At 72.3% G+C, this 20,795-nt stretch carries 13 protein-coding genes and 1 riboswitch; of the genes, 5 read left to right on the forward strand and 8 right to left on the reverse strand.

Going from position 1 to position 20,795, the window contains the following annotated elements:
* The first annotated feature begins 17 nt into the window (after positions 1 to 17).
* The 3 genes from Q0D57_RS01515 to Q0D57_RS01525 are packed head-to-tail and all read left to right on the forward strand — an operon-like array spanning position 18 to position 6,247.
* Positions 18 to 1,655 (forward strand): phospholipid carrier-dependent glycosyltransferase, encoded by a 1,638-nt coding sequence (locus Q0D57_RS01515; protein ID WP_291037023.1) that lies wholly within the window; start codon positions 18 to 20, stop codon positions 1,653 to 1,655.
* Positions 1,652 to 2,704 carry a putative sulfate exporter family transporter gene (locus Q0D57_RS01520; RefSeq protein ID WP_291037025.1) on the forward strand — a complete coding sequence of 351 codons (1,053 nt, stop codon included), beginning with the start codon at positions 1,652 to 1,654 and terminating at the stop codon, positions 2,702 to 2,704. Before Q0D57_RS01515 ends, Q0D57_RS01520 begins: the two co-directional genes overlap by 4 nt.
* A gap of 45 nt (positions 2,705 to 2,749) precedes the next feature.
* On the forward strand, positions 2,750 to 6,247 hold the full coding sequence (locus Q0D57_RS01525; protein ID WP_291037027.1) for a BTAD domain-containing putative transcriptional regulator: 3,498 nt from the start codon (positions 2,750 to 2,752) through the stop codon (positions 6,245 to 6,247).
* On the opposite strand, the gene Q0D57_RS01530 is transcribed toward Q0D57_RS01525, so the two are convergent.
* From Q0D57_RS01530 to Q0D57_RS01555, 6 genes are all read right to left on the reverse strand, one after another.
* A complete protein-coding gene (locus Q0D57_RS01530) occupies positions 6,244 to 7,059 on the reverse strand; it encodes an ABC transporter permease (RefSeq protein ID WP_291037032.1) in 816 nt (271 codons plus the stop codon). The genes Q0D57_RS01525 and Q0D57_RS01530 overlap by 4 nt on opposite strands.
* Positions 7,056 to 8,123 carry an ATP-binding cassette domain-containing protein gene (locus Q0D57_RS01535; RefSeq protein WP_291037034.1) on the reverse strand — a complete coding sequence of 356 codons (1,068 nt, stop codon included), beginning with the start codon at positions 8,121 to 8,123 and terminating at the stop codon, positions 7,056 to 7,058. Before Q0D57_RS01535 ends, Q0D57_RS01530 begins: the two co-directional genes overlap by 4 nt.
* A gap of 113 nt (positions 8,124 to 8,236) precedes the next feature.
* The gene (locus Q0D57_RS01540) at positions 8,237 to 9,424 is read right to left on the reverse strand and encodes an RtcB family protein (RefSeq protein WP_291037036.1); all 1,188 of its coding nucleotides are present in this window, start codon (positions 9,422 to 9,424) and stop codon (positions 8,237 to 8,239) included.
* Between the two features lie 328 nt (positions 9,425 to 9,752).
* The gene (locus tag Q0D57_RS01545; RefSeq protein ID WP_291037038.1) at positions 9,753 to 10,067 is read right to left on the reverse strand and encodes a multidrug efflux SMR transporter; all 315 of its coding nucleotides are present in this window, start codon (positions 10,065 to 10,067) and stop codon (positions 9,753 to 9,755) included.
* A 13-nt stretch (positions 10,068 to 10,080) separates the two neighbouring features.
* Positions 10,081 to 10,143, reverse strand: a riboswitch (guanidine-III (ykkC-III) riboswitch).
* A gap of 73 nt (positions 10,144 to 10,216) precedes the next feature.
* Complete coding sequence (locus tag Q0D57_RS01550; protein ID WP_291037040.1) at positions 10,217 to 12,163, reverse strand: DUF255 domain-containing protein; 1,947 nt, start codon at positions 12,161 to 12,163, stop codon at positions 10,217 to 10,219.
* Complete coding sequence (locus Q0D57_RS01555; protein ID WP_291037043.1) at positions 12,160 to 12,975, reverse strand: DUF1684 domain-containing protein; 816 nt, start codon at positions 12,973 to 12,975, stop codon at positions 12,160 to 12,162. Before Q0D57_RS01555 ends, Q0D57_RS01550 begins: the two co-directional genes overlap by 4 nt.
* Positions 12,976 to 13,185: 210 nt before the next feature.
* Here Q0D57_RS01555 and Q0D57_RS01560 point away from each other — a divergent pair, with 210 nt between their 5' ends.
* Together Q0D57_RS01560 and hrpA are read left to right on the forward strand one after the other, a co-directional pair.
* Positions 13,186 to 13,995 (forward strand): alpha/beta hydrolase, encoded by an 810-nt coding sequence (locus tag Q0D57_RS01560; RefSeq protein ID WP_291037045.1) that lies wholly within the window; start codon positions 13,186 to 13,188, stop codon positions 13,993 to 13,995.
* Positions 13,996 to 14,203: 208 nt separating this feature from the next.
* The gene (hrpA, locus tag Q0D57_RS01565) at positions 14,204 to 18,229 is read left to right on the forward strand and encodes an ATP-dependent RNA helicase HrpA (protein ID WP_291037047.1); all 4,026 of its coding nucleotides are present in this window, start codon (positions 14,204 to 14,206) and stop codon (positions 18,227 to 18,229) included.
* A gap of 1 nt (position 18,230) precedes the next feature.
* Here the strand turns inward: hrpA and Q0D57_RS01570 are convergent, their stop codons facing one another.
* A complete protein-coding gene (locus Q0D57_RS01570; RefSeq protein ID WP_291037049.1) occupies positions 18,231 to 19,799 on the reverse strand; it encodes a sugar ABC transporter ATP-binding protein in 1,569 nt (522 codons plus the stop codon).
* Positions 19,796 to 20,758, reverse strand: coding sequence for an ABC transporter permease (locus Q0D57_RS01575; RefSeq protein ID WP_291037051.1), 963 nt, complete (start codon positions 20,756 to 20,758; stop codon positions 19,796 to 19,798). Before Q0D57_RS01575 ends, Q0D57_RS01570 begins: the two co-directional genes overlap by 4 nt.
* Between the last annotated feature and the right edge of the window lie 37 nt (positions 20,759 to 20,795).

Here is a 20,795-nt window from a genome sequence, read left to right on the forward strand (position 1 = left end):
CCCGTTAGCATTGCCCGGTGAGCACAGAGGTGACGACCGGCCAGCAGAAGACCGTGGCCGCCGACCCCACCGGCTCACGTCTCGACGACTGGTGGCTGCGCCTCATGAGCACCCCGGTGCGCGAGCGGCTGTGGCGCTGGGGCGGGCCGATCGCGGTCACCCTGCTCGCGGCCGTGCTGCGCCTCGTGAACCTCGGGCATCCGGGAACCCTCGTGTTCGACGAGACGTTCTACGTGAAAGACGGCTGGACCACCTGGAACCTCGGCTACGAGGCCACCTGGCCGGGCGACGCCGACCTGCAGTTCAACGCGGGCGTCACCGACATCTTCCAGACCACCGGATCGTTCGCCGTGCATCCGCCCCTCGGCAAGTGGATCATCGGGGCCGGGATGGCCCTGTTCGGCGCCGACGACCCGTTCGGCTGGCGCATCGCCGTGGCGCTCTGCGGCATCCTGCTCGTGCTCGTGACGGTGCTCATCGCCACGAAGCTCTTCCACTCCACGCTCCTGGGCGTGATCGCGGGGTTCCTGCTCGCCATCGACGGGCACGCCATCGTGATGAGCCGCGTGGCCATCCTCGACGGCATCTCGGCGCTGTTCCTGCTGCTCGGCTTCGGGGCGGTGCTGCTGGATCGCGAGTGGCACGCCACCCGGCTGGCGGCGGCCGTCGCGGCGCGCACGCGGCAGCCGTCTGACCTCTCCGCCGATCCCGAGGCCGGGGCCGTTCCGCCCTCCTGGGGCCCCGTGCTGTGGAACCGCCCGTGGGTGCTCGCCGCCGCCGTGGCCTTCGGGCTCGCCTCGTCGGTGAAGTGGTCCGGCCTGTACTTCCTGGCCGCCTTCGGGCTCTACCTCGTGGTGGTCGACGCGCTCGCCCGCCGGCGGCTCGGCATCCCGTTCTGGTTCAGCGCCGCCATCCTCAAGCAGGCGCCCGCCACGTTCGTGCTGCTCGTGCCCGTCGCCGTGCTGACCTACCTCTCCACCTGGGCCGGCTGGTTCGCCACCACCGGCGGCATGTACCGCACCTGGGCCGAGGACACGGGGGGTCAGTGGACGGGGGCGCTCTCGTGGGTCCCGCTGCCGATCCAAAACTTCTGGCACCTCGAGGTGGCCGTCTACAACTACCACGTGGGTGAGAACTCGCCGCACCCCTACCAGTCGAACCCGTTCAGCTGGCTCTTCCTCGTGCGGCCCACCCAGATGTACGTGAACGAGGTCGACCCGAGCGCCTGCGGCAGCGCCATCTGCTACGAGAACATCACCTCGATCGCCAACCCGATCATCTGGTGGTGCGCCACCGCCGCGCTGTTCTACCTGGTCTATCGGCTGGTGCGGAAGCGCGAGTGGCAGGTGGGGCTCGTGCTCATGGGCATGGTGGCCGGCTACCTGCCGTGGCTGCTCTACCTCAACCGCACGATCTTCCAGTTCTACACGATCGCCTTCGAGCCCTACATGATCCTCGGGCTGACGTTCGTGATCGGGCTCGCGCTCGGCTCCCGGGATGATCCGCGGGCCGTGCGCACGCGTGCGCTCTGGATCGTGGGCGCGTTCCTCGTGGTGTGCCTCGCCGTGACCGCGTGGTTCTACCCCGTCTGGACGGCGATCCCCGTGCCGTCCTGGTTCCTGAGCCTGCACTACTGGCTGCCGAGCTGGCGATGAGGGCGCCCGGGGCGTGGGTTCCCGGGGTCCTCGTCGCCGGAGCGGCCGCGGTCGTCGCGTTCGCCGTGCATCTGGCGGCGCCGGCCGTGCCGATGCTCACGGCCGCCGTGGTGCTCGGCGTGGTGGTGGCGCAGATCCCGGCCCTCCGGCGGCACGTCGACGGCGTTCTGAAGCCCGGTCTCGCCCTCGCGGCGAGGCCGCTGCTCCGGGTCGGCATCGTGCTGCTCGGGCTGAAGCTGAGCCTCTCCGACATCGCCGGGCTGGGCTGGGCGACCATCGGGGTCATCGTCGCGATCGTCGTGCTGACGTTCCTCGCCACGCTGGCGCTCGGCCGCCGGCTGCGGCTGCCCGGCACGCAGCCCATCCTCATCGCCGCCGGGTTCTCCATCTGCGGAGCCTCCGCGATCGGTGCCGTGGGCGCCGTGACCCGCAGCAAGGACGAGGACGCGGCGACGGCGGTGGCCCTCGTGACCCTCTGCGGAACGCTCGCGATCGCCGTGCTGCCGGTGCTGGCCATCCCGCTCGGGATGTCGCCGGAGGAGTTCGGGCTGTGGGTGGGGCTGAGCGTGCACGACGTGGGGCAGGTCGTCGCGACGGCTCAGATCGCGGGGCCGGCCGCACTCGCCGCCGCCGTCGTGGTGAAGCTCACGCGGGTGCTGACCCTGGCGCCGATGGTGGCGACCGTCGGCCTCCTCCAGCGGCGCTCCGACCGCCGGTCGGCCGGTGCGGACGCTCCCGAGCCCGGGAAGCGGCCGGCGATCGTGCCGCTGTTCGTGCTGGGATTCGTGGCGGCCGTGCTGGTGCGCTCGTTCCTGCTGCCGCTCGTGGGCGGAGGCGCATCCGGCGTCGGGACGGGTGCCGCCAACGTCATCCTGGAGACGGCCGACGTGCTGCAGACCGCGCTCTTCGGCCTCGCGCTCTTCGCGCTGGGCACGGGGATCCGTTTCGCCCAGCTCGCGCGCACCGGGTGGCGCGCCCTCGTGGTGGGACTGGCATCCTGGGCCCTCATCGCCGTGCTCTCGCTCGCCGCGGTCGAGCTGCTCTCGTGAGGCGGCCTGAGCCGGGGCTCCTCGGCGGTCAGTAGGCTCGGCAGGGTGAGTGGAGCGGTGGCCGCAGCGCCCGAGATGCGCGCCAGGCGCGTCGGCGTGCTCGGTCCCGTGGCCGTCTGGCGTGACGGCGTCTGGGTGGAGCCGTCGGGCGCGCGCGCCAAGGGTCTGATCGCCGCGCTCGCCCTCGCCGCACCGCGCGCCGTGTCGGGGGAGGCGCTCCGCGACGACATCTGGGGCGACGATCCTCCCGGCGACGCCCGCGGTGCACTCCAGGCGCTGGTGTCGCGCGCCCGCAGCGCCCACGGGAGCGAGCTGATCGAGTCGACGACCTCGGGCTACCGGCTCGGGGTCCGCCCCGAGGAGACCGATCTGGGAGCGGCTTCGGAGGCCGCCGCCGCCGGTCGCGATGCCCTCGCGCGGGGCGACGTCGAGGAGGCCGACCGCGCCGCACGGTCAGCGCTCGCGCTGTGGCGCGGCGATCCCGGTGCCGACCTCGCGCCGGGGGCCGTCGCCGACGAGCTGGCAGAGCGGGCATCCAGGCTGCGGCGCTCGCTCGAGACGACGGCGGCCTCGGCGGCCCTTGCCAGAGGCGAGGCCGCGGAGGGCGAGGAGATCGCGCGCCGGCTGGTCGCCGGGTCGCCCTACGACGACAGCGCCCAGCTCCTGCTCATGCGGGCGCTCGACGCGCTCGGGCGGTCGACGGATGCGGTGGCCCAGTTCGCGGAGTTCCGCGCCCGGGTGCAGGACGCGTTCGGCACGAGTCCCTCCCCCGAGCTCCAGGCGCTGCATCTCGAGCTGCTCGACCGGGACGGCACTTCCGCACAGACGGAGGAGCGGGCGAGCGCGCCGGAGAACGAGCGGGCAGCAGAGCGGATGCGCGGGCGCCCCGGTGCTGGGCGCGACGCTCGGCGCGGCGTCGGGCGCGGCATCCGGGCGGCGCCGAACGCGTTGATCGGGCGGGAATCCGCCGTGGCCGCTGTGCTGCGGTCGCTCGACGAGGCGCGGGTGACCACGATCCTCGGCCCGGGCGGCCTCGGCAAGACGAGGCTGGCGCACGAGGTCGCCGAGCGGGCGCTCGAGCGCTTCCCGTTCGTGGTGGTGGTCGAGCTCGCGAGTGTGCGCGACGCCGACGACGTGGTGATCGCGCTGGCGACCGCTCTCGGCATCCGCGAGGGCGCGACGTCACGACGGATGGGCGATCAGGTCGTGCGCGCCGACCTGCGCACGCGCATCCTCGATCGACTCGCCGAGCAGCCCACGCTGCTCGTGGTCGACAACTGCGAGCACCTCGTCGACGCCGCGGCGGAGTGGATCGCCGCCCTCACCGCCGAGCTGCCGCAGCTGAGCGTGCTCGCCACGAGCCGCACCGCGCTGGCGCTCTCGAGCGAGCGGGTCTACGCCCTGCAGCCGCTCGGCAGCTCCCGTGCCGAGGTGCCGGATGGGGCCGGGGGCGACGACGACGCGGACGATCCTGCCGTGCAGCTCTTCGTCGACCGCGCGACCGCAGCTCGACCCGGCGCCGCCCTTCCCCGCGACGTCGTGGCGCGGCTCTGCGAGCGCCTCGACGGCCTGCCGCTGGCCATCGAGCTCGCCGCGGCACGCATCCGGTCGATGTCGCTCGACGAGGTCGAGCGCCGCCTCGGCAACCGGTTCTCGCTGCTCACCGGGGGTGACCGCAGCGCTCCCGAGCGGCATCGCACGCTGCTGGCCGTGATCGAGTGGAGCTGGAACCTGCTCGACTCCGACGAGCAGCGCGCGCTCGCGGTGCTCTCCGAGTTCGCCGACGGCTTCAGCGCCGAGGCGGCCCGTGCCGTCGTGCGGAGCGCAGCGGCGGCCACCGGCAGGCGGGCGGGAACCGGCGCAGGGGAAGCGATACCGGCCGACACGATCGACTATGCCGTCGACGACGCCGTCGACGACGCCCTCGACTCGCTCGTCGCCCAGTCGCTCGTGACCGTCTCCGAGCTGCCCGCATCCTCGGGTGGCGGCGTCCGGTTCCGGATGCTCGAGACGGTGCGCGAGTTCGGTCGGCTGCAGCTCGAGCGCCGTGCGGAGAGCGCTGCCGCGCAGGACGCCCTCTTCGCCTGGGCCGACGAGACGGGACGGGCATTGCAGCCGCAGCTCACGGGTCCCCGCCAGGTGGACGTGTTCGCGGTGGTGGGACTCGAGGAGGACAACCTCATCGACCAGCTGCGCCGCGCGATCGCCGCCGAGCACCCCGACATCGTCTCCGGTGTCTTCCCGCTGCTCGCCAACCACTGGATCCTGCGGAGCACACCGACCGAGGTGGTGGCGTTCGCCCTGCCCGTGCTCGACACCGTGCGGCGGTACCGCCCGGATCCGGACCGGCTCGAGGCGCTCGCCTGGACTCTCGTCTTCGCGGGGATCGGCCTGCTCTCGGCGGGCGACCGTCGGTTCGCCGTGGTGCTGTCGCAGCTGCGGAAGACGCTCGCGGCGCGCGCCGGCAGCGACAGGACCAGTGGCGTGGGCGACGAGACCACGGCGAACCCCGATACCCCGCGCCTGCTCGCGATGAGCTCCCTCCTGCTCGCGCTGGGCGCCATGGACCGCGTGCTCGCAGTGATCGACCGGTTGCAGTCCTACCGCGACCCCCAGGCGGCACTGCTCGGCTGCCTCGCCGGCGCAGCCGCGGCCGAGAACGCGGGCCGCCCGCGCGATGCCGAGGCCCTGGCCCGGCGTGCGGTGACGATCGCCGAATCGGTGGGCGACACGTGGGGCACCGCCTCGGCCGCCCAGCTGCTCGCCCAGCTGCACAGCCAGAGCGCCGAGCCCGCCGAGGCCCTCCGCTGGGCGAGGCGGAGCCGCGAGGGGATGGAGCGCATCGCCGCCCTCGAGGACCTGCGCCAGCTCGACTGGATGATCGCGGTGAACGAGCTCGCCCTCGGGCACCTCGACGAGGCGAGCCGCGTGTTCGAGGAGCTGGCGACGACCCCGGGCCAGGCGGACGGCGTGGACATCGTCTCGATCGGCCTCGCCGGTCGCGCCGAGGTGCTGCGAGCCCGAGGCCTCGCGGCCGAGGCGGCAGAGGCGAACCGCCTCGTGCTCTCGTCGTTCCGGGTGCCGAGGACCAAGGGCTCCCCGTGGTACCAGATGATCCTCTCGAGCGTCCTCGCCACGCTCGTCGTCGACGGCACGGACGCACCAGGCGAGACCCGGGCCCTCGCTCGGCGGCTCCGGTCCCGCGTGCTGGCGGGCCTCCGTCTCGCCGCGGGCTTCACCGACAACCCGGTCCTCGGCTCCTCGGTCATCGGCCTCGCCACCTGGGCGGCCGAGAGCACGGAGCCCGGCCTCCGGGCCGCCGCGCCCGAGCTCCTCGCGCTGGCCGAGCTGATGGGCGCCCGCCAGGACAATCCGGGGCTCCACCTCGCCCCGCTGCGCGCCCGCTTCGCCGACTCGCTCGGAGAGCCCGCCGTGCTCTCGGCCCGCGCATCCGCCGCCCTCGTGCCCCACCCCGAGCGGCCCGAGCGTGTCGCAGCTCTGCTGCGCACACCCGGGCCGTGGTCGTGGGGCTGGAGGGACTAGGCCTTCTTCATGTAGGCCCGCACCGTCAGCGGGGCGAAGACCGCCACGATGATCGCCGCGCCGAGGAGCGAGATCCAGGCGTCGCCGCCGAAGGTCGCCGTGTTCGCCAGATCGCGGACGGCGGTGACGAGGTGCGACACCGGGTTGACGTTCACGAACCACTGCAGGAAGGGCGGCAGCGTGTCGACCGGCACGAAGGCGTTCGAGAGGAACGTCAGCGGGAAGAGCACGAGGAAAGAGATGCCCTGCACGCTCGCGGCACTCCGGGCGATGACGCCGAAGAACGCGAAGATCCAGCTGATCGCCCAGGAGCAGACGATCACGAGGAGGCCGGCGAGCACCACCGCGCCGAGCCCGCCCTCGGGGCGGTAGCCCAGTGCGAAGCCCATCGCGAAGGTGAGCGTGGTGGCGATGGCGTAGCGCACAGTGTCGGCCAGCAGGGCTCCGGCCAGCGGGGCGATGCGGGCGATCGGCAGCGACTTGAAGCGGTCGAAGACCCCCTTGTCCATGTCCTCCCGCAGCTGCACGCCCGTGACGACGCTCGTGGTGACGACCGTCTGCACGAGGATCCCGGGGATCAGAAGCGGCAGGTAGTCCGCCACGCTCCCCGCGATCGCGCCGCCGAAGATGTAGGTGAACATGAGCGTGAAGATGATCGGCTGCACCGTCACGTCGATCAGCTGCTCGGGGGTGCGACGCATCTTGATGAGCCCGCGACCGGCCATGCTGAACGAGTTCCGCACGGTCTGAGCGAGGCCCACGTGGTTCTTGAGGGTGCGTGAGGCACCGGGGGTGATGGTCAGTGCGGTCATCGTGCGGTCTCCAGTTCGGGGGTCGAGGCGGTTCCGGATGCGCCGGGCGCGCCAGGTGCGGAGCCATCGGGTGAGGTGCCATCGGGCGAGGTGCCATCGGGCGAGGGCGCCTCGTCGTCGGCCGGGTGGCCGGTCAGGGCGAGGAACACCTCGTCGAGGGTGGGCTGCTGCACCGAGAGCTCCTCGATCGCGATCCCGTCGGCGCGCAGGCGGATCAGCAGGTCGGTGACCGAGTCGGGGTCGCTCATCGGAGCGGTGATGCGGCCGGCCTCAGGGGTGAGCACCGATTCGACGCCGAGCACGTCGAGGATGGCGTGACGGGCTCGCTCGAGCGAGCCCGCATCCGCGAGCCGGAGGAGGAGCGACGAGGTGCCGACCGAGGCCTTGAGCTCGCCGGCCGTGCCCTCGGCCACGACGATGCCGCGGTCGATCACCGCGATGCGGTCGGCCAGCTGGTCGGCCTCGTCGAGGTACTGGGTGGTGAGGAGCACGGTCGAACCGGTGGCCACCAGCCGGCGGATGGTGTCCCACATCTGCGATCGGGTGCGCGGGTCGAGGCCCGTGGTGGGCTCGTCGAGGAAGATCAGGGGCGGCTGCGAGATGAGACTCGCGGCCAGGTCGAGCCGGCGCCGCATGCCGCCCGAGAACTTCTTCAGCGGCCGGGTGGCGGCCTCGCTGAGCCCGAACTCCTCGAGCAGCTCGCTCGACTTGCGCCGGGCATCCGCGCGGCTGAGGCCGTTGAGCCGGGAGAAGAGCATGAGGTTCTCGGTGGCCGAGAGGGTCTCGTCGACGCTCGCGTACTGGCCGGTGACTCCGATCAGCTGCCGCACGATCTGGGGCTCGCGGCGGATGTCGTGGCCGAACACGGTCGCGTCACCGCCGTCGGGCTTCAGCAGGGTCGCGAGCATGCGGATGGTGGTGGTCTTGCCGGCGCCGTTCGGGCCGAGCACGCCGTAGACGGTGCCCGTGCGCACGCTCAGGTCGACGCCGTCGACCGCCCGGTTGTCGCCGAAGACCTTGACGAGGCCGTGGGCCTCGACGGCCCAGTCGCTGGAATGCGTCATGGAGGACGTCCTTTCATCGTGGATGTCCCCACTCTGCGCGGGGGCGCAGACACGACGCCGACGTCACGCTGACGCACCGCTGACACGGTCCGGGAACCGTGTCAGCGGTGTGGTCAGTCGCCCTTCACGTTGACGAGCTGACGCAGCGTGTGCCGGATGCGCACGAGGTCGCGCGCATCCTCCATCACGCGGTCGATCGGCTTGTAGGCCTGCGGGATCTCGTCGATGAAGGCGTCGGTGTCGCGGAACTCGATCCCCGTCATCGCCTCCCTCAGCTGGTCGTGCGTGAAGGTCTTGCGGGCCCGCGACCGCGAGTACTCCCGCCCCGCACCGTGCGGAGAGGAGTTCAGCGCCATCGGGTTGCCCGCGCCCTCCACGACGTACGAGGCCGTGCCCATCGACCCCGGGATGAGGCCAGGGGCGCCGTCGGTGGCGATGATGGCGCCCTTCCGGGAGACCCACACCTCCTTGCCGAAGTGCTTCTCCTGCTCCGTGAAGTTGTGGTGGCAGTTGATCCGCTCGCGCTCGGCGACCGGCTCCCCCATCCACTCCGACACCTGGCGCACGACCCGGTCCATCATCTCCTCGCGGTTCAGCAGGGCGTAGTGCTGGGCCCAGCGCAGCTCGGCGATGTAGGCGTCGAACTCCGGCGTCTCCTCCACGAGGTAGGCGAGGTCGGGGTCCGGCAGCTCGATCCAGTTCTTCTTCGCGTGGGCGCGGGCGATCTCGATGTGGTGCTGCGCGATCCGGTTGCCCACGCCCCGGCTGCCCGAGTGCAGGAACAGCCAGATGGCGTCGGTCTCGTCGGCCGACACCTCGATGAAGTGGTTGCCGGAGCCGAGCGAGCCCAGCTGCAGCCGCCACCGCTTGGCACGGGCATCCGGATCGAACCCGGCCGCCTCGGCGAGCTCCTCGAGCTCGCGGATGCGCGGCTCGGCCGTCTCGACGACCTTGCGGTTCACCCCTCCCGCCGAGAGCGGGATGGCGCGCTCGATCTGCTCGCGGAGCTCCGCGAGCCCCTTCGGGTCGGTGGCGGCGCGCTTCGCGAGGTCTGCGCGCGTGTACTGCGTCTTCACTGCGATCATGCCGCAGCCGATGTCGACTCCCACCGCCGCCGGGATGATGGCTCCCAGCGTGGGGATGACCGAGCCGACGGTCGCGCCGAGTCCGAGGTGCGCATCCGGCATGAGGGCCAGGTGCGGGAACACGAACGGCATGGTGGAGGTGGTGACGGCCTGCGCGCGCGCGTTCTCGTCGAGGATGCTCGCCCAGGAGTACAGGCGATCGGTGATCTTCTCCATGATCCTTTCTCTCTGTGTGCTTGTTCTTCACGGGCCCTCGTCCGGGGCGCCCTGACCGCGCGGGCAGGAGGCGGTGGGCCCGTCGCGGACGACGAAGAAGCCCCGGACCTCGACGGGTGCGGGGCTGGGCTGCCGGGCCGGAAGGGCCGGGCGATCAGGCCAGGTGCACCGCGTCGATGATCGTGTTGCGCTCGAGAAGGAGGCGCTGCTGTCGGTCGTTGCGATACGTCACGATGCGTCCTCTCACTGCTCTGGCTGGTCTGACTGGTCTGGCTGGTGCGCTGCACGCGATGCGCGCGGGCGGGCTCCGCGGATTCGCGGGGCCGGATCAGTGTAGGAGCTTCAGGCCCACGACACAAGCGACGATGCCGAGCACGAGCAGCATCTTGACGATCGAGAACGACTCCCCGCCGAAGGCCATGCCGTAGCCCACGGTGAGCGCGGCCCCGATCCCGACCCAGACGGCGTAGCCCGTGCCGACCGGGATGGTGCGGAGGGCGAAGGCGAGACCGGCCATGCTCGCCAGGAGGCCGCCGGCGAAGATCACGGTCGGCCAGAGCTTGGTGAAGCCCTCCGAGCGGCCGAGGGCGGTGGCCCAGACGGCTTCGAGAACACCGGATGCGATCAGGATGATCCAGGACATGACTGACTCCTACGTGGTCAGTCTTGTCGCTCTCCGGGTACTGCGCCCTCGTCCGGAGGCCGCTCTGCGGCCTTGACTCCATTCTGGCAGAGCTGCCTGATCAAGGCCCGTGCACGAGCGGGTCAGCCTGCTCAGTCGGGTCAGCCGGCTCAGCCGGCGAGGCCGTCGGCGGTGGTGGTGGGGAGGCGGCAGACGAAGTCGTGGCAGAGGTAGGCGGTGGGGCGGGCGTCGCGGGTGGAGCGGTCGGCGAAGAGGGCGAAGCCGGCGTCGGCGAGCAGGCGCGCCTGGGAGTCGGTGGCGACGGCGACGAGCGCGCCCGTGCGGCGGCGGACGGCGGCGCGGAGCTCGACGGCCTCGGGGCCTGCGGCGGCCTCGGCCTCGCCGGCGGCATCGGCCTTGCCGGCGGGATCGGCGGGCCCCGGGTCGACGGCGGCGACGGGATCCGGCTCGAGGAGCACGAGCTGCTCCTCGGGGCGCCCGAACGAGGCGATGAGCTGCAGCGTGCGGCCGAACGAGATGGGCTGCGCGAGGGCCTGGGCCGCGAGCGGGGCGAGGAGCTCGCGGGCGGCCTCGCGGTGGCGGCCCTCGCCCGTGAGGCCGTGCAGCAGCAGGAGCGCCGAGGCCGTGGCGCTCGTGGCCGAGGGGTAGGCGGCCTCGGAGGGGTCGAGCTCGACGAGGAGGCCCTGGGCCGCGAGCACCGGATCGCCGCCGCCCGGGGCCCGGAAGCCGGAGTCGACGAGCGCCTGCACGAGCGTCCGGCCCGCTTCGGCGTAGCGTGCCGAGCCCGTGACGGCCGCGAGCCGCAGGAGTCCCTCGGCGAGCAGGCCGTAGTCCTCGGGGGTGGAGGCGGCCGACGAGAGGCGGCCGGCGATCGAGGCCCGCACCAGGCGGGTCGAGCCGTCGCCGGCGGAGACGACGTGCAGGGCGAGGAGGTGGTCGGCGGCGTGCCGGGCCGCGAGCATCCACTCGGGGTGGTCGAGGGCGAAGGAGGCGTGGGCGAGGGCGCCGATGGCGAGGCCGTTCCAGCCGGCGAGCACCTTCTCGTCGAGTGCGGGCGGGGTCTGGCGTGCCCGGGCGGCGGCGTCGAGGCGGTAGTAGCCGCCCTCGGTGCGGGCTCCGTCGACGGTGCTCTCGGAGTCCTGCGCCGACGCGAAGCCGCCGGAAGGGAGCTGGAGGCCCTCCACGAGGTAGCGGGCGATGCCCTCGGCCGTCTCGCGCAGCAGCTCGTCGCCCGTCTGCGCCCACGCCGTCGTGTACGCATCCAGGAGCAGGGAGTTGTCGTAGAGCATCCGCTCGTAGTGGGGCTCGCTCCAGTCGCGGCGGGTGCCGTAGCGGAAGAAGCCGCCCTCGACCGGATCGCGGAGCTCGGAGCGCGCCATCGCGGTGAGGGCGCGGTGCGCGACGGAGCGGGCTGCACCAGGCAGCTCGAGCAGCAGGCCGAGCACCGGGGCCATGGGGAACTTGGGGGCGTCGCCGAAGCCGCCGTATTCGCGGTCCTCGTGCGCGAGCAGGCCGTCGACCGCGGTGGAGATCGTCGCGGCGTCGGGCAGCGTATCCGCTCCCCCGTCTGATCCAGACCGGGCGGCCCCCGACCCCACGGCCCCCGCGATCGCCGCCGCGAGCCGCTCGGCGGTGTCGACGACCTCCTCGTGCCGGGCCGTCCACGCCTCGTCGACCGCGTCGAGCACCTGCGAGAACGCCGGATGCCCGTCGACCGGCACCGGCGGCCAGTACGTCCCCGCGTAGAAGGGCCGGCCCTCCGGTGTCACGAACACGTTGAGCGGCCAGCCGAGGTTGGGCGTGAAGGCCCCCGCGGCGGTGAGGTAGACCGAGTCGACCTCCGGATGCTCCTCCCGGTCGACCTTGATCGCCACGAACCGCGCGTTGAGGCGCTCGGCGAGCACCGGATCGGCGAAGCTCTCGCGCGCCATCACGTGGCACCAGTGGCAGGTGGAGTAGCCGATCGAGACGAGCAGGGGGACGTTGCGGCGGCGCGCCTCGGCGAAGGCCTCCTCGCCCCACGGGTACCAGTCGACGGGGTTCGAGGCGTGCGAGCGGAGGTAGGGGCTGACGGCGTCGGCGAGGCGGTTGGTCATCGGGCGGGCTCCTCCGGCAGGCGGTCGACGGTCTTCTCACCGGCCCGCACCGCCACCGGGAGGCGGTTCTGCGGGGCGGGCATGGGGCAGAGGTAGAAGTCGGCGAAGGCGCAGGGCGGCAGGTAGGCGCGGTTGAAGTCGACCTCGATCGGCTGCGAGCCGTCTCCGTCACCGTCGCGGTCTCCATCACCGGCGCCGTCACCGGCACCGTCCTGGGCCTTCAGCCGCAGGAAGCGAAAGCGGTAGGTCTCGCCGCCGCTCGTGCTGTCGCTGAAGACGACCTGCATCCCGGATCGGGCGCCGGTCGCGAGCAGGGCGACCTCCTCGCCGCCGAGCCGCAGGTGCACGGTTCCGGCGAGCGCGTAGCTCTCGACGTAGCCGTCGATCTCGTGGATGTCGACGCTCGATCCGTCGGCGGCCGGTTCGAAGCGACCGGTCAGCACCCAGGCGGGGTCGGGCGGGAAGGCGTCGATGCCGGCCACGGCGGCACGGTCCGGCGCGTCGGCGTCGAGCACCCGCAGCGCCACCTCGTCGTCGCGCCGGTGGTGGCGGAGGAGCAGCCGACCGAGCTCGAGCTCACCGCCCTCCGCGAGGTGGATGTCGGCGGACCCCGGTAGCCCCTCGCCCACGATCTCGCCCTCCTCGAGCCGCCACGTGCCGGGCAGCCCTTCGAGTCGCTGCGGCGCGGGCGAGAGCCAGTTCGTCGCCACGAGGGAGGCGAGGCCGTAGGGCGCCGTCGCCGCGCGGAGCCGCGCGGTCTGCCAGCTCGCCCAGGCCTCGCCGAAGGTGCGGGTCGTCTCACTCGTCGTCACCCCGCTGACGATACGCCTGCCTCCGGCCCGGCGCCCCGGCCTCGACTATCGGCCTGCGCTCGACTATGCGCCTGCTCCTCGACCCGATCGGCCCTCGACCTCACCGACCCTCGACCCGACCGGCCCTCGACCTCACCGACCCTCGACCCGACCGACCCTCGACCTCACCGGCCCTCGACGCGATCGGAGGGCGCGGCTACATTCGGTGGCATGACCGAGTTCACCACCACCGCCCGCGGCGACCGCCTCGCCTTCGACCGCTACGGGGAGGGCCCCGCCCTAGTCTTCATCGCCGGTGCCGGGCCGTTCCGCGCGGGCGACCCCATCACCACCGAGACCGCCGAGCTCGCCGCCCGCGAGGGCCTCACCACCCTCGTGTTCGACCGCCTCGGCCGGGGCGAGAGCGAGGCGGACGGCCTGCTCGATCTCGACCGCGAGCTCGCCGCCATCCGTGCCGCCATCGAGGCCGCCACCGGCAACGCGAGCACCCCCGCCGTGCTCTGCGGCCACTCCTCGGGCTGCTCCCTGGCCGTGGCCGCCGCGGCGGCGGGGCTGCCCGTGAACGGGCTCGCGCTGTGGGAGTTCCCGCTCACCGACGACGCCGACGACACGGCAGCCTGGATCGCGGAGTTCGAGCGGCTGCTCGACGCGGGAGACCTCGAGTCCGCCCAGCGCCAGTACATGCGCGACATGCCGCCGGAGTTCCTGGCCCAGGCCAGCGGGTCACCCGCGTGGCCGGCCATCGTGCAGGCGGCCCGCACCCTCCGGGCCGACGGCCAGTCGCTCGTCTGGGCCACGCGGGCGCTCGCCCAGGGCGACCTCGCGCGCATCCGGGTGCCGGTCCTCACGATGTACGGCACCGAGACCTTCCCCGTGATGCGCACGGCCGCCTCGCTCGTCGTGGGCGCCATGCCCCAGGCGGTCGAGAAGGAGGTCGCCGGCGCCTGGCACTCCTGGGAGCCGGCCCCCATGGCCGCCGAGCTCGCGGCCTTCACCCTCTCCTGCCCCCTCCCCGCCTGACCCTCCCGCTTCCCCGCTCCACCCCACCCCGCCCCACCACCCCACCCCGCCCACCTTCTGCTGAGTCGCGTCCAAGTGCTCCCATTCCGGGCCGTCGGCGCCCTATGACGACACTTCGGCGCGACTCACGAGCGGGTGGGGGTGGTGGGGGTGAAAGGGGGCGAGGGGCGCCCGCAGGGTGCGGTGATCGTCGTACGATGGAGGGCTCATGTCCGAGACCTCCCCGCTGCGCATCGTCTTCCCTCCCGAGCTGCCCGTCAGCCAGAGGAAGGACGACATCGCCGACGCCATCCGCGACCACCAGGTCGTGATCGTGGCCGGTGCCACAGGTTCGGGCAAGACCACGCAGCTGCCGAAGATCTGCCTCGAGCTCGGCCGCGAGAACATCGGGCACACCCAGCCCCGCCGACTCGCCGCCCGCACGATCGCGGAGCGCATCGCCGAGGAGCTCGGCCAGGAGGTCGGCGGTCTCGTCGGCTACCAGGTGCGGTTCACCGACCGCGCGAGCGCCGCCACCCGCATCAAGCTGATGACCGATGGCATCCTGCTCAATGAGATGAACCACGACCGGATGCTCAGCCGGTACGACACGATCATCATCGACGAGGCCCACGAGCGCAGCCTCAACATCGACTTCCTGCTCGGCTACCTCAAGCAGCTGCTGCCGAGGCGCCCCGACCTCAAGCTCATCATCACGAGCGCCACGATCGACCCCGAGAGCTTCGCGCGGCACTTCGCCGCGGCCGATGGGACTCCGGCACCGATCGTGGAGGTCTCGGGGCGCACGTTCCCGGTCGAGATCCGGTACCGGCCCCTGGCTCCGGATGCGGACGGCGACGACGGCGACGAGGACGTCGACGCGCGTCCGGCCGGCAGGCCGCGATCCGGGGGCTCCGGCTCCGGCGAGCGCGAGCCCAAGGACCTCTTCGAAGGCATTGGCGAGGCGCTCGACGAGCTCGAGCGCGAGGCTCCGGGCGACGTGCTCGTCTTCCTCTCCGGTGAGAACGAGATCCGGGACGCCGAGGACGCCCTGCGCGGCAAGTACGCCTCCCGCAGCGCGTCGACCGGCAACGGCGTGGAGGTGCTGCCGCTCTACGGCCGGCTCAGCGCCGCCGACCAGCACCGGGTCTTCCAGCGCTCGTCGACCCCGGGCATCCGGCGTCGCGTCATCCTCGCCACCAACGTGGCCGAGACGAGCCTCACGGTGCCCGGTATCAAGTACGTGATCGACTCCGGCACGGCGCGCATCAGCCGGTACTCGGTGCGCTCGAAGGTGCAGCGACTGCCGATCGAGCCGATCTCGCAGGCGAGCGCCAATCAGCGCTCCGGCCGGTCTGGCCGCACGAGCGACGGCATCGCCATCCGCCTCTACTCGGAGGAGGACTACACGCGGCGCCCCGAGTTCACCGACCCCGAGATCCTGCGCACGAACCTCGCAGCCGTCATCCTGCAGATGATCTCGCTCGGGCTCGGCGACGTCGCCGCGTTCCCGTTCCTGCAGCCGCCGGACTCGCGCGGCATCAAGGACGGCGTCGACCTCCTCACCGAGCTGAACGCCCTGCGCACCCCCGAGTCGAAGGATGCGCTGCCCCGGCTCACCGCCGTGGGCCGCGATCTCGCCCGTCTGCCGATCGAGCCGCGGTTCGCCCGCATGGTGGTCGAGTCCAAGCGCACGGGGACGAGCCGCGAGGTGCTCGCGATCGTGGCCGGCCTCACGATCCAGGATCCGCGGGAGCGCCCGCTCGAGAAGCGCGGCCGCGCCGACGAGCTGCACGCGCGGTTCGCCGACCAGTCGAGCGACTTCCTGACCCTGCTGAACCTCTGGAACTACCTGGAGGAGAAGCAGCGCGAGCTCTCGTCGAGCGCGTTCCGGCGGCTGTGCAAGGCCGAGTTCCTCAACTACCTGCGCATCCGCGAGTGGCAGGACGTCTACCGCCAGCTGCGCCAGCTCGCCAAGCCGCTCGGTCTCACCATCGGTGAGCCCGCGGTGAACCCGGATGGCATCCACAAGTCGATCCTGTCGGGCCTGCTCTCGCAGATCGGCCTGCGCGACCAGGCGAAGCGCGACTACGTGGGTGCCCGGCAGACGCGGTTCATGATCTTCCCGGGGTCGGCCCTCGCCAAGAAGCAGCCGGCGGCCGTCATGAGCGCCGAGCTCGTGGAGACGAGCCGCCTTTTCGCGCGCATGAACGCGGCGATCGACCCCACCTGGGCGGAGCCGCTCGCCGGTGACCTGCTGAAGCGCAGCTACTCCGAGCCGCACTGGGAGAAGAAGCAGGGCGCGGCCGTGGCCTACGAGCGGGTGACGCTCTTCGGGGTGCCGCTCGTGGCGCGGCGGCGGGTGCAGTTCGCGCGGATCGATCCCGAGTACGCGCGGGAGCTCTTCATCCGGCACGCGCTCGTGGAGGGCGAGTGGGAGTCGCAGCAGGCGTTCGACCGGGCCAACCGGGAGTTCCGCCGCGATCTCGAGCAGCTCGAGGAGCGGTCGCGGCGGCGCGACATCCTGCTCGACGACGAGGCCGTGTTCGAGTTCTACCAGGCCCGCATCCCGCGCGACGTGGTCTCGCAGCGGAGCTTCGAGGGGTGGTGGAAGAAGGCTCGGCACGACGACCCCGAGCTCCTCACGATGACCCTCGAGACGCTGCTGCCCGAGGGTGCGCCGGAGGTCGACGAGACCGAGTTCCCCGCGCAGTGGCAGCAGGGCGACCAGCGGCTGGCGCTGCGCTACCGCTTCGAGCCGGGGTCGGATGACGACGGTGTGACGGCGACCGTGCCGCTCGCACTGCTGCCGCGGCTCGAGGAGCGGGCGTTCGAGTCGCAGGTGCCGGGGTTCCGGCGGGAGCTCACGACGGCGCTCATCCGCTCGCTGCCGAAGCGGCTGCGGGTGAACTTCGTGCCGGCCACCGACTGGGCGGAGCGGCTCGTCGACGCGCTCGGCGACGACGTCGGCGACGACTTCCTGGGCGAGCTCGCGGGGCTCATGAAGCAGCTCGCGCACGTGCCGGTGACCCGCGACGACTTCGACCGGGAGAAGCTGCCCGAGCACCTGCGGGTGACGTTCCGGGTGATCGACGAGCGCGGGGCGACCGTGGGGGCCGGGAAGGATCTCGCGGCGCTGAAGGCGTCGCTCGCGGATGCGGCCCGGGCGAGCATCGCGCGCGCGTCCCGTGGTGAGGCGGGCGGGGCCGCGGGGGGTGGATCTGGCGGGTCTGGATCTGGTGGGTCTGGGTCTGGCGGGTCTGGGTCTGGCGGCTCTGCGGGATCCGGTGCCGCGCGCGGGAAGGCCGGGTCATCCGGGCCGGCGCCCACCGGTCCTGCGGTCGCGTCGCGCATCGCCACGGCGGGCGCTCGTCGTTCGGGTGGTTTCGCCGAGCGCTCTGGCATCACCACCTGGGACCTCGGTGAGCTGCCGCGCTTCGTCGACACCGAGCAGCACGGCGGAGTGATCCGCGCCTATCCGGCGCTCGTCGACGAGAAGACATCGGTCTCGGTGCGCCTGATGGCGACGGCGGCGGAGCAGTCCGAGATTACGCCCACAGGTGTGCGGCGGCTGCTCCTGCTCGCGGTGCCGAGCCCGGCCTCGTATGTGCGGGAGCACCTCACCCAGAACGAGAAGCTCCTGCTCGCCACGAGCCCGTACCAGAACGTTAACGCGCTCTTCGACGACGCCATGGCGGCGTGCGCCGACGAGGCGCTGTTCGCGCTGCATCCGGATGGCCTCGTCTGGACGGCGGCCGAGTTCGAGGCCGTGCGCGACCGGCTGTCGAAAGCGGTGCTGCCGCTGCTGGACCACACGATCGCGACGGTCCTGCGCATCCTGACCGCCGCTCGGGATGTCGACCGGGCCCTGAAGAAGACCTCGAGCATGGCGCTCCTGCCGGCCGTGAGCGATGCCCGGGAGCAGCTCGGTGCGCTCGTGCGCCCCCGCTTCATCAGCGAGACGGGTCTCGCCCGGCTCGAGCACCTGCCGCGGTACCTCGCGGCGATCGTCTACCGCCTCGAGAAGCTCCCCGACAACCCGGCTCGGGACCGCGCGTGGATGACCGAGGTGCAGACCGCCACGGCCCGCTACACCGACGCCGGCGGCCGCCTGCCCCTCGCCCCGCACTCCCCCGACGCGCTCGTCCGCGCCCGCTGGCTCCTCGAGGAGCTCCGCGTGAGCCTCTTCGCCCAGCCCCTCGGCACGGCGGAGCCGGCGTCGCTGCAGCGCCTGACGAAGCTGCTGGCTGGCTGAACTACTGGGAGCTGGCTGCCAGGAGGGCCTGCTCCGAGAGGCGGGCTCGGGGGATGTCGGCCAGCGTCGTGCCGTCGCCCAGGACCACGACTCGGTGGCAGATCTCGACGAGCTGCTCGTGGTCGCCCGAAATCACGAGCACCGCCGCTCCTGCTTCCGCCCGCGCGACGACCTGGTCGAGGAGCTCCTTCGCGGCTCCGGCGTCGACGCCCTGAGTGGGCTCGTGCAGCACGAGCACTCCGGGATCCAGCTGCAGCCACTTGGCGAAGACGACCTTCTGCTGATTGCCGCCACTGAAGCTCGACATCGGGCGCTCAGGGGCGAGCGGTCGCAGCCCCACCCCTTCGAGCGAGGCACGGGAGGCCGAGCGCTCCGCCCGAGAACGCAGGCCGAAAGCGCTCGAGAAGCGCCGCAGCACGGGCAGCGTCACGTTCTCCTCCGCCGTCGCGGCCACCCAGCAGCCGTCCCGCAGGCGATTGCCTGGCACCACGACGACGCCCGCCCCGATGGCATCCTGGGGCTCACGGAGCTCGAGCACCCGCCCGTCGACCTCGATCCGGCCGGAGTCGGCGCGGTGGGCCCCCGAGAGGATCTCGGGCACCTCGTCCTGCCCCATCCCGGCCAGACCGGTGAGGCCCACGATCTCGCCCGCCCGCACCTCGAGGTCGAACCGGCGCAGCACGCCTCCGTCGAGTTCCCGCAGCCGCAGCCGCACCTCTCGAGGGTCGGCCGAGGGCGGCTCGGGGAAGAACTCATCGAGCTCACGGCCGAGCATGCTCGCGATGATGGCGTGCCGGTCGATGTCGGCGACGGCGCCGGTGAGCACGGTGGCTCCGTCGCGCAGGACGGTCAGCCGGTCGCAGGCCTCCTGCACCTCGTTCAGGCGATGGCTGATGAACACCACGGCGGCCCCCGTGTCGGCGACGGTGCGCATGAGTGCGAGCAGCCGCTCGGAGTCCTCCCGGCCGAGCGCGGCCGTCGGCTCGTCGAGGATGAACACATGGCGCCCGGGCCCACCCGATCCGTCGTGACCGAGCTGGGCCATGGCGCGCAGGATCCCCACCATGGCCCGCTCGGCGGGGCTGAGCTCGGCCACGAGGACATCGAGGGGCACCACGAAGCCGATCGATTCCATCAGTCGCGTGAAGAGCGCCCGCTGCCGGCTGTTCCGTACCGGGCCGAGCAGTCGGGCTCCGTAGCCACCGGTCACGCCGAGGTTCTCGAGCACCGTCATCGTGTCGGCGAGGCCGATGTCCTGGTGGATGACGGCGATCCCGAAGCCGGCGGGATCGGTCACCGGCAGAGCGAGCTCCTCGCCGAAGAACGAAGCCGTGCCGGCATCCGGAGCGTGCACGCCCGTGAGGATCTTGACGAGCGTGCTCTTGCCGCACCCGTTCTGGCCGAGGAGCGCGTGCACCTCCCCGGCCCTCACCTCGAGGTCGACCCCGCGGAGCGCCCGCACGCCTCCGAACGATTTCTCGAGCCCCTCGACACGCAGCGCCACCGTGCCGCTCGGGGCCGCGAGCCCGCTCGATGCCCCTGACCCACCGAGGGCCGCGTCGCCGCTCATCGCAGCGCCCGCTTGCGCCCGGCGAGCTTCGACGCGGCCACCGCGACCATGAGGGCGACGCCGTAGAACACGTTCGTGACCCAGGTCTGCGCCCCGAGCACCTGGAGCCCGGTGATGCCCACGATGAGCAGGTACAGCGCCACGACCGTGCCGATCGCGTTGAAGCGGCCGATCACGATCGCCGTGGTGCCGAGGAACGCCGCCGCGAGCGGCTGCAGCATGTACTGCCCGCCCACCCCGGGGTCGACGGCTCCGAAGTAGCCGAGGAAGATCAGGCCCACGAGCGCCGAGAGCACGCCGGAGGCGAGGTAGGCACCGAACCGGACAGCCTTCACGCGGACACCGGCCAGGCGCGCCGCGTCCGGATTGCCGCCCACGAAGAGCATGTAGCGGCCGAGCGGGGTGCGCTGGTACACGAACCACAGCACGAGCGCGAGGATCCAGGCGTACCAGGTGACCAGCGGGATGCCCAGCACCTCGGAGCGCACCGCGTTGACGAGCTCGGGCGGCACGCCGGCCACGATGCTGGAGTTGGTGACGAGGTAGGCGAAGCCGGCGAGTGCCGAGTAGGAGCCGAGGGTCGTCACGAAGGAGTCGACGCCGATGCCCACGACGAGCAGGCCGTTCAGTGCTCCGACGGCGGCGCCGAGCACGATGGCGAGCGGGATGGCGACGGCGAGCGGCACGTCGGCCTTGATGAGCACGATCGTGAGCGCCGCACTGCCGACCATGGTCTGGGAGATCGAGAGATCGAAGCCGCCCGTGCGCAGGACGATCGTGGCCACGAGGGCGAGCAGCAGGATGATCGACTGCGAGTTGATCATGCTCGCGATCAGCCGCCAGGAGCGGAACTCCGGGATGGCGATGAGGCACAGCAGCAGGATGAGCACCAGGATGCCGAGCAGCGCGAAACGCTGCGCACCCCCGGTGCCGAGGAAGTTCTTGAACGTCGAGCGCATGAGCGGTCTCTCCTTGAGGAACGGGACGGTGCCCGGG

Source organism: Herbiconiux sp. (genome assembly GCF_023264895.1).
Taxonomy (GTDB): domain Bacteria; phylum Actinomycetota; class Actinomycetes; order Actinomycetales; family Microbacteriaceae; genus Herbiconiux.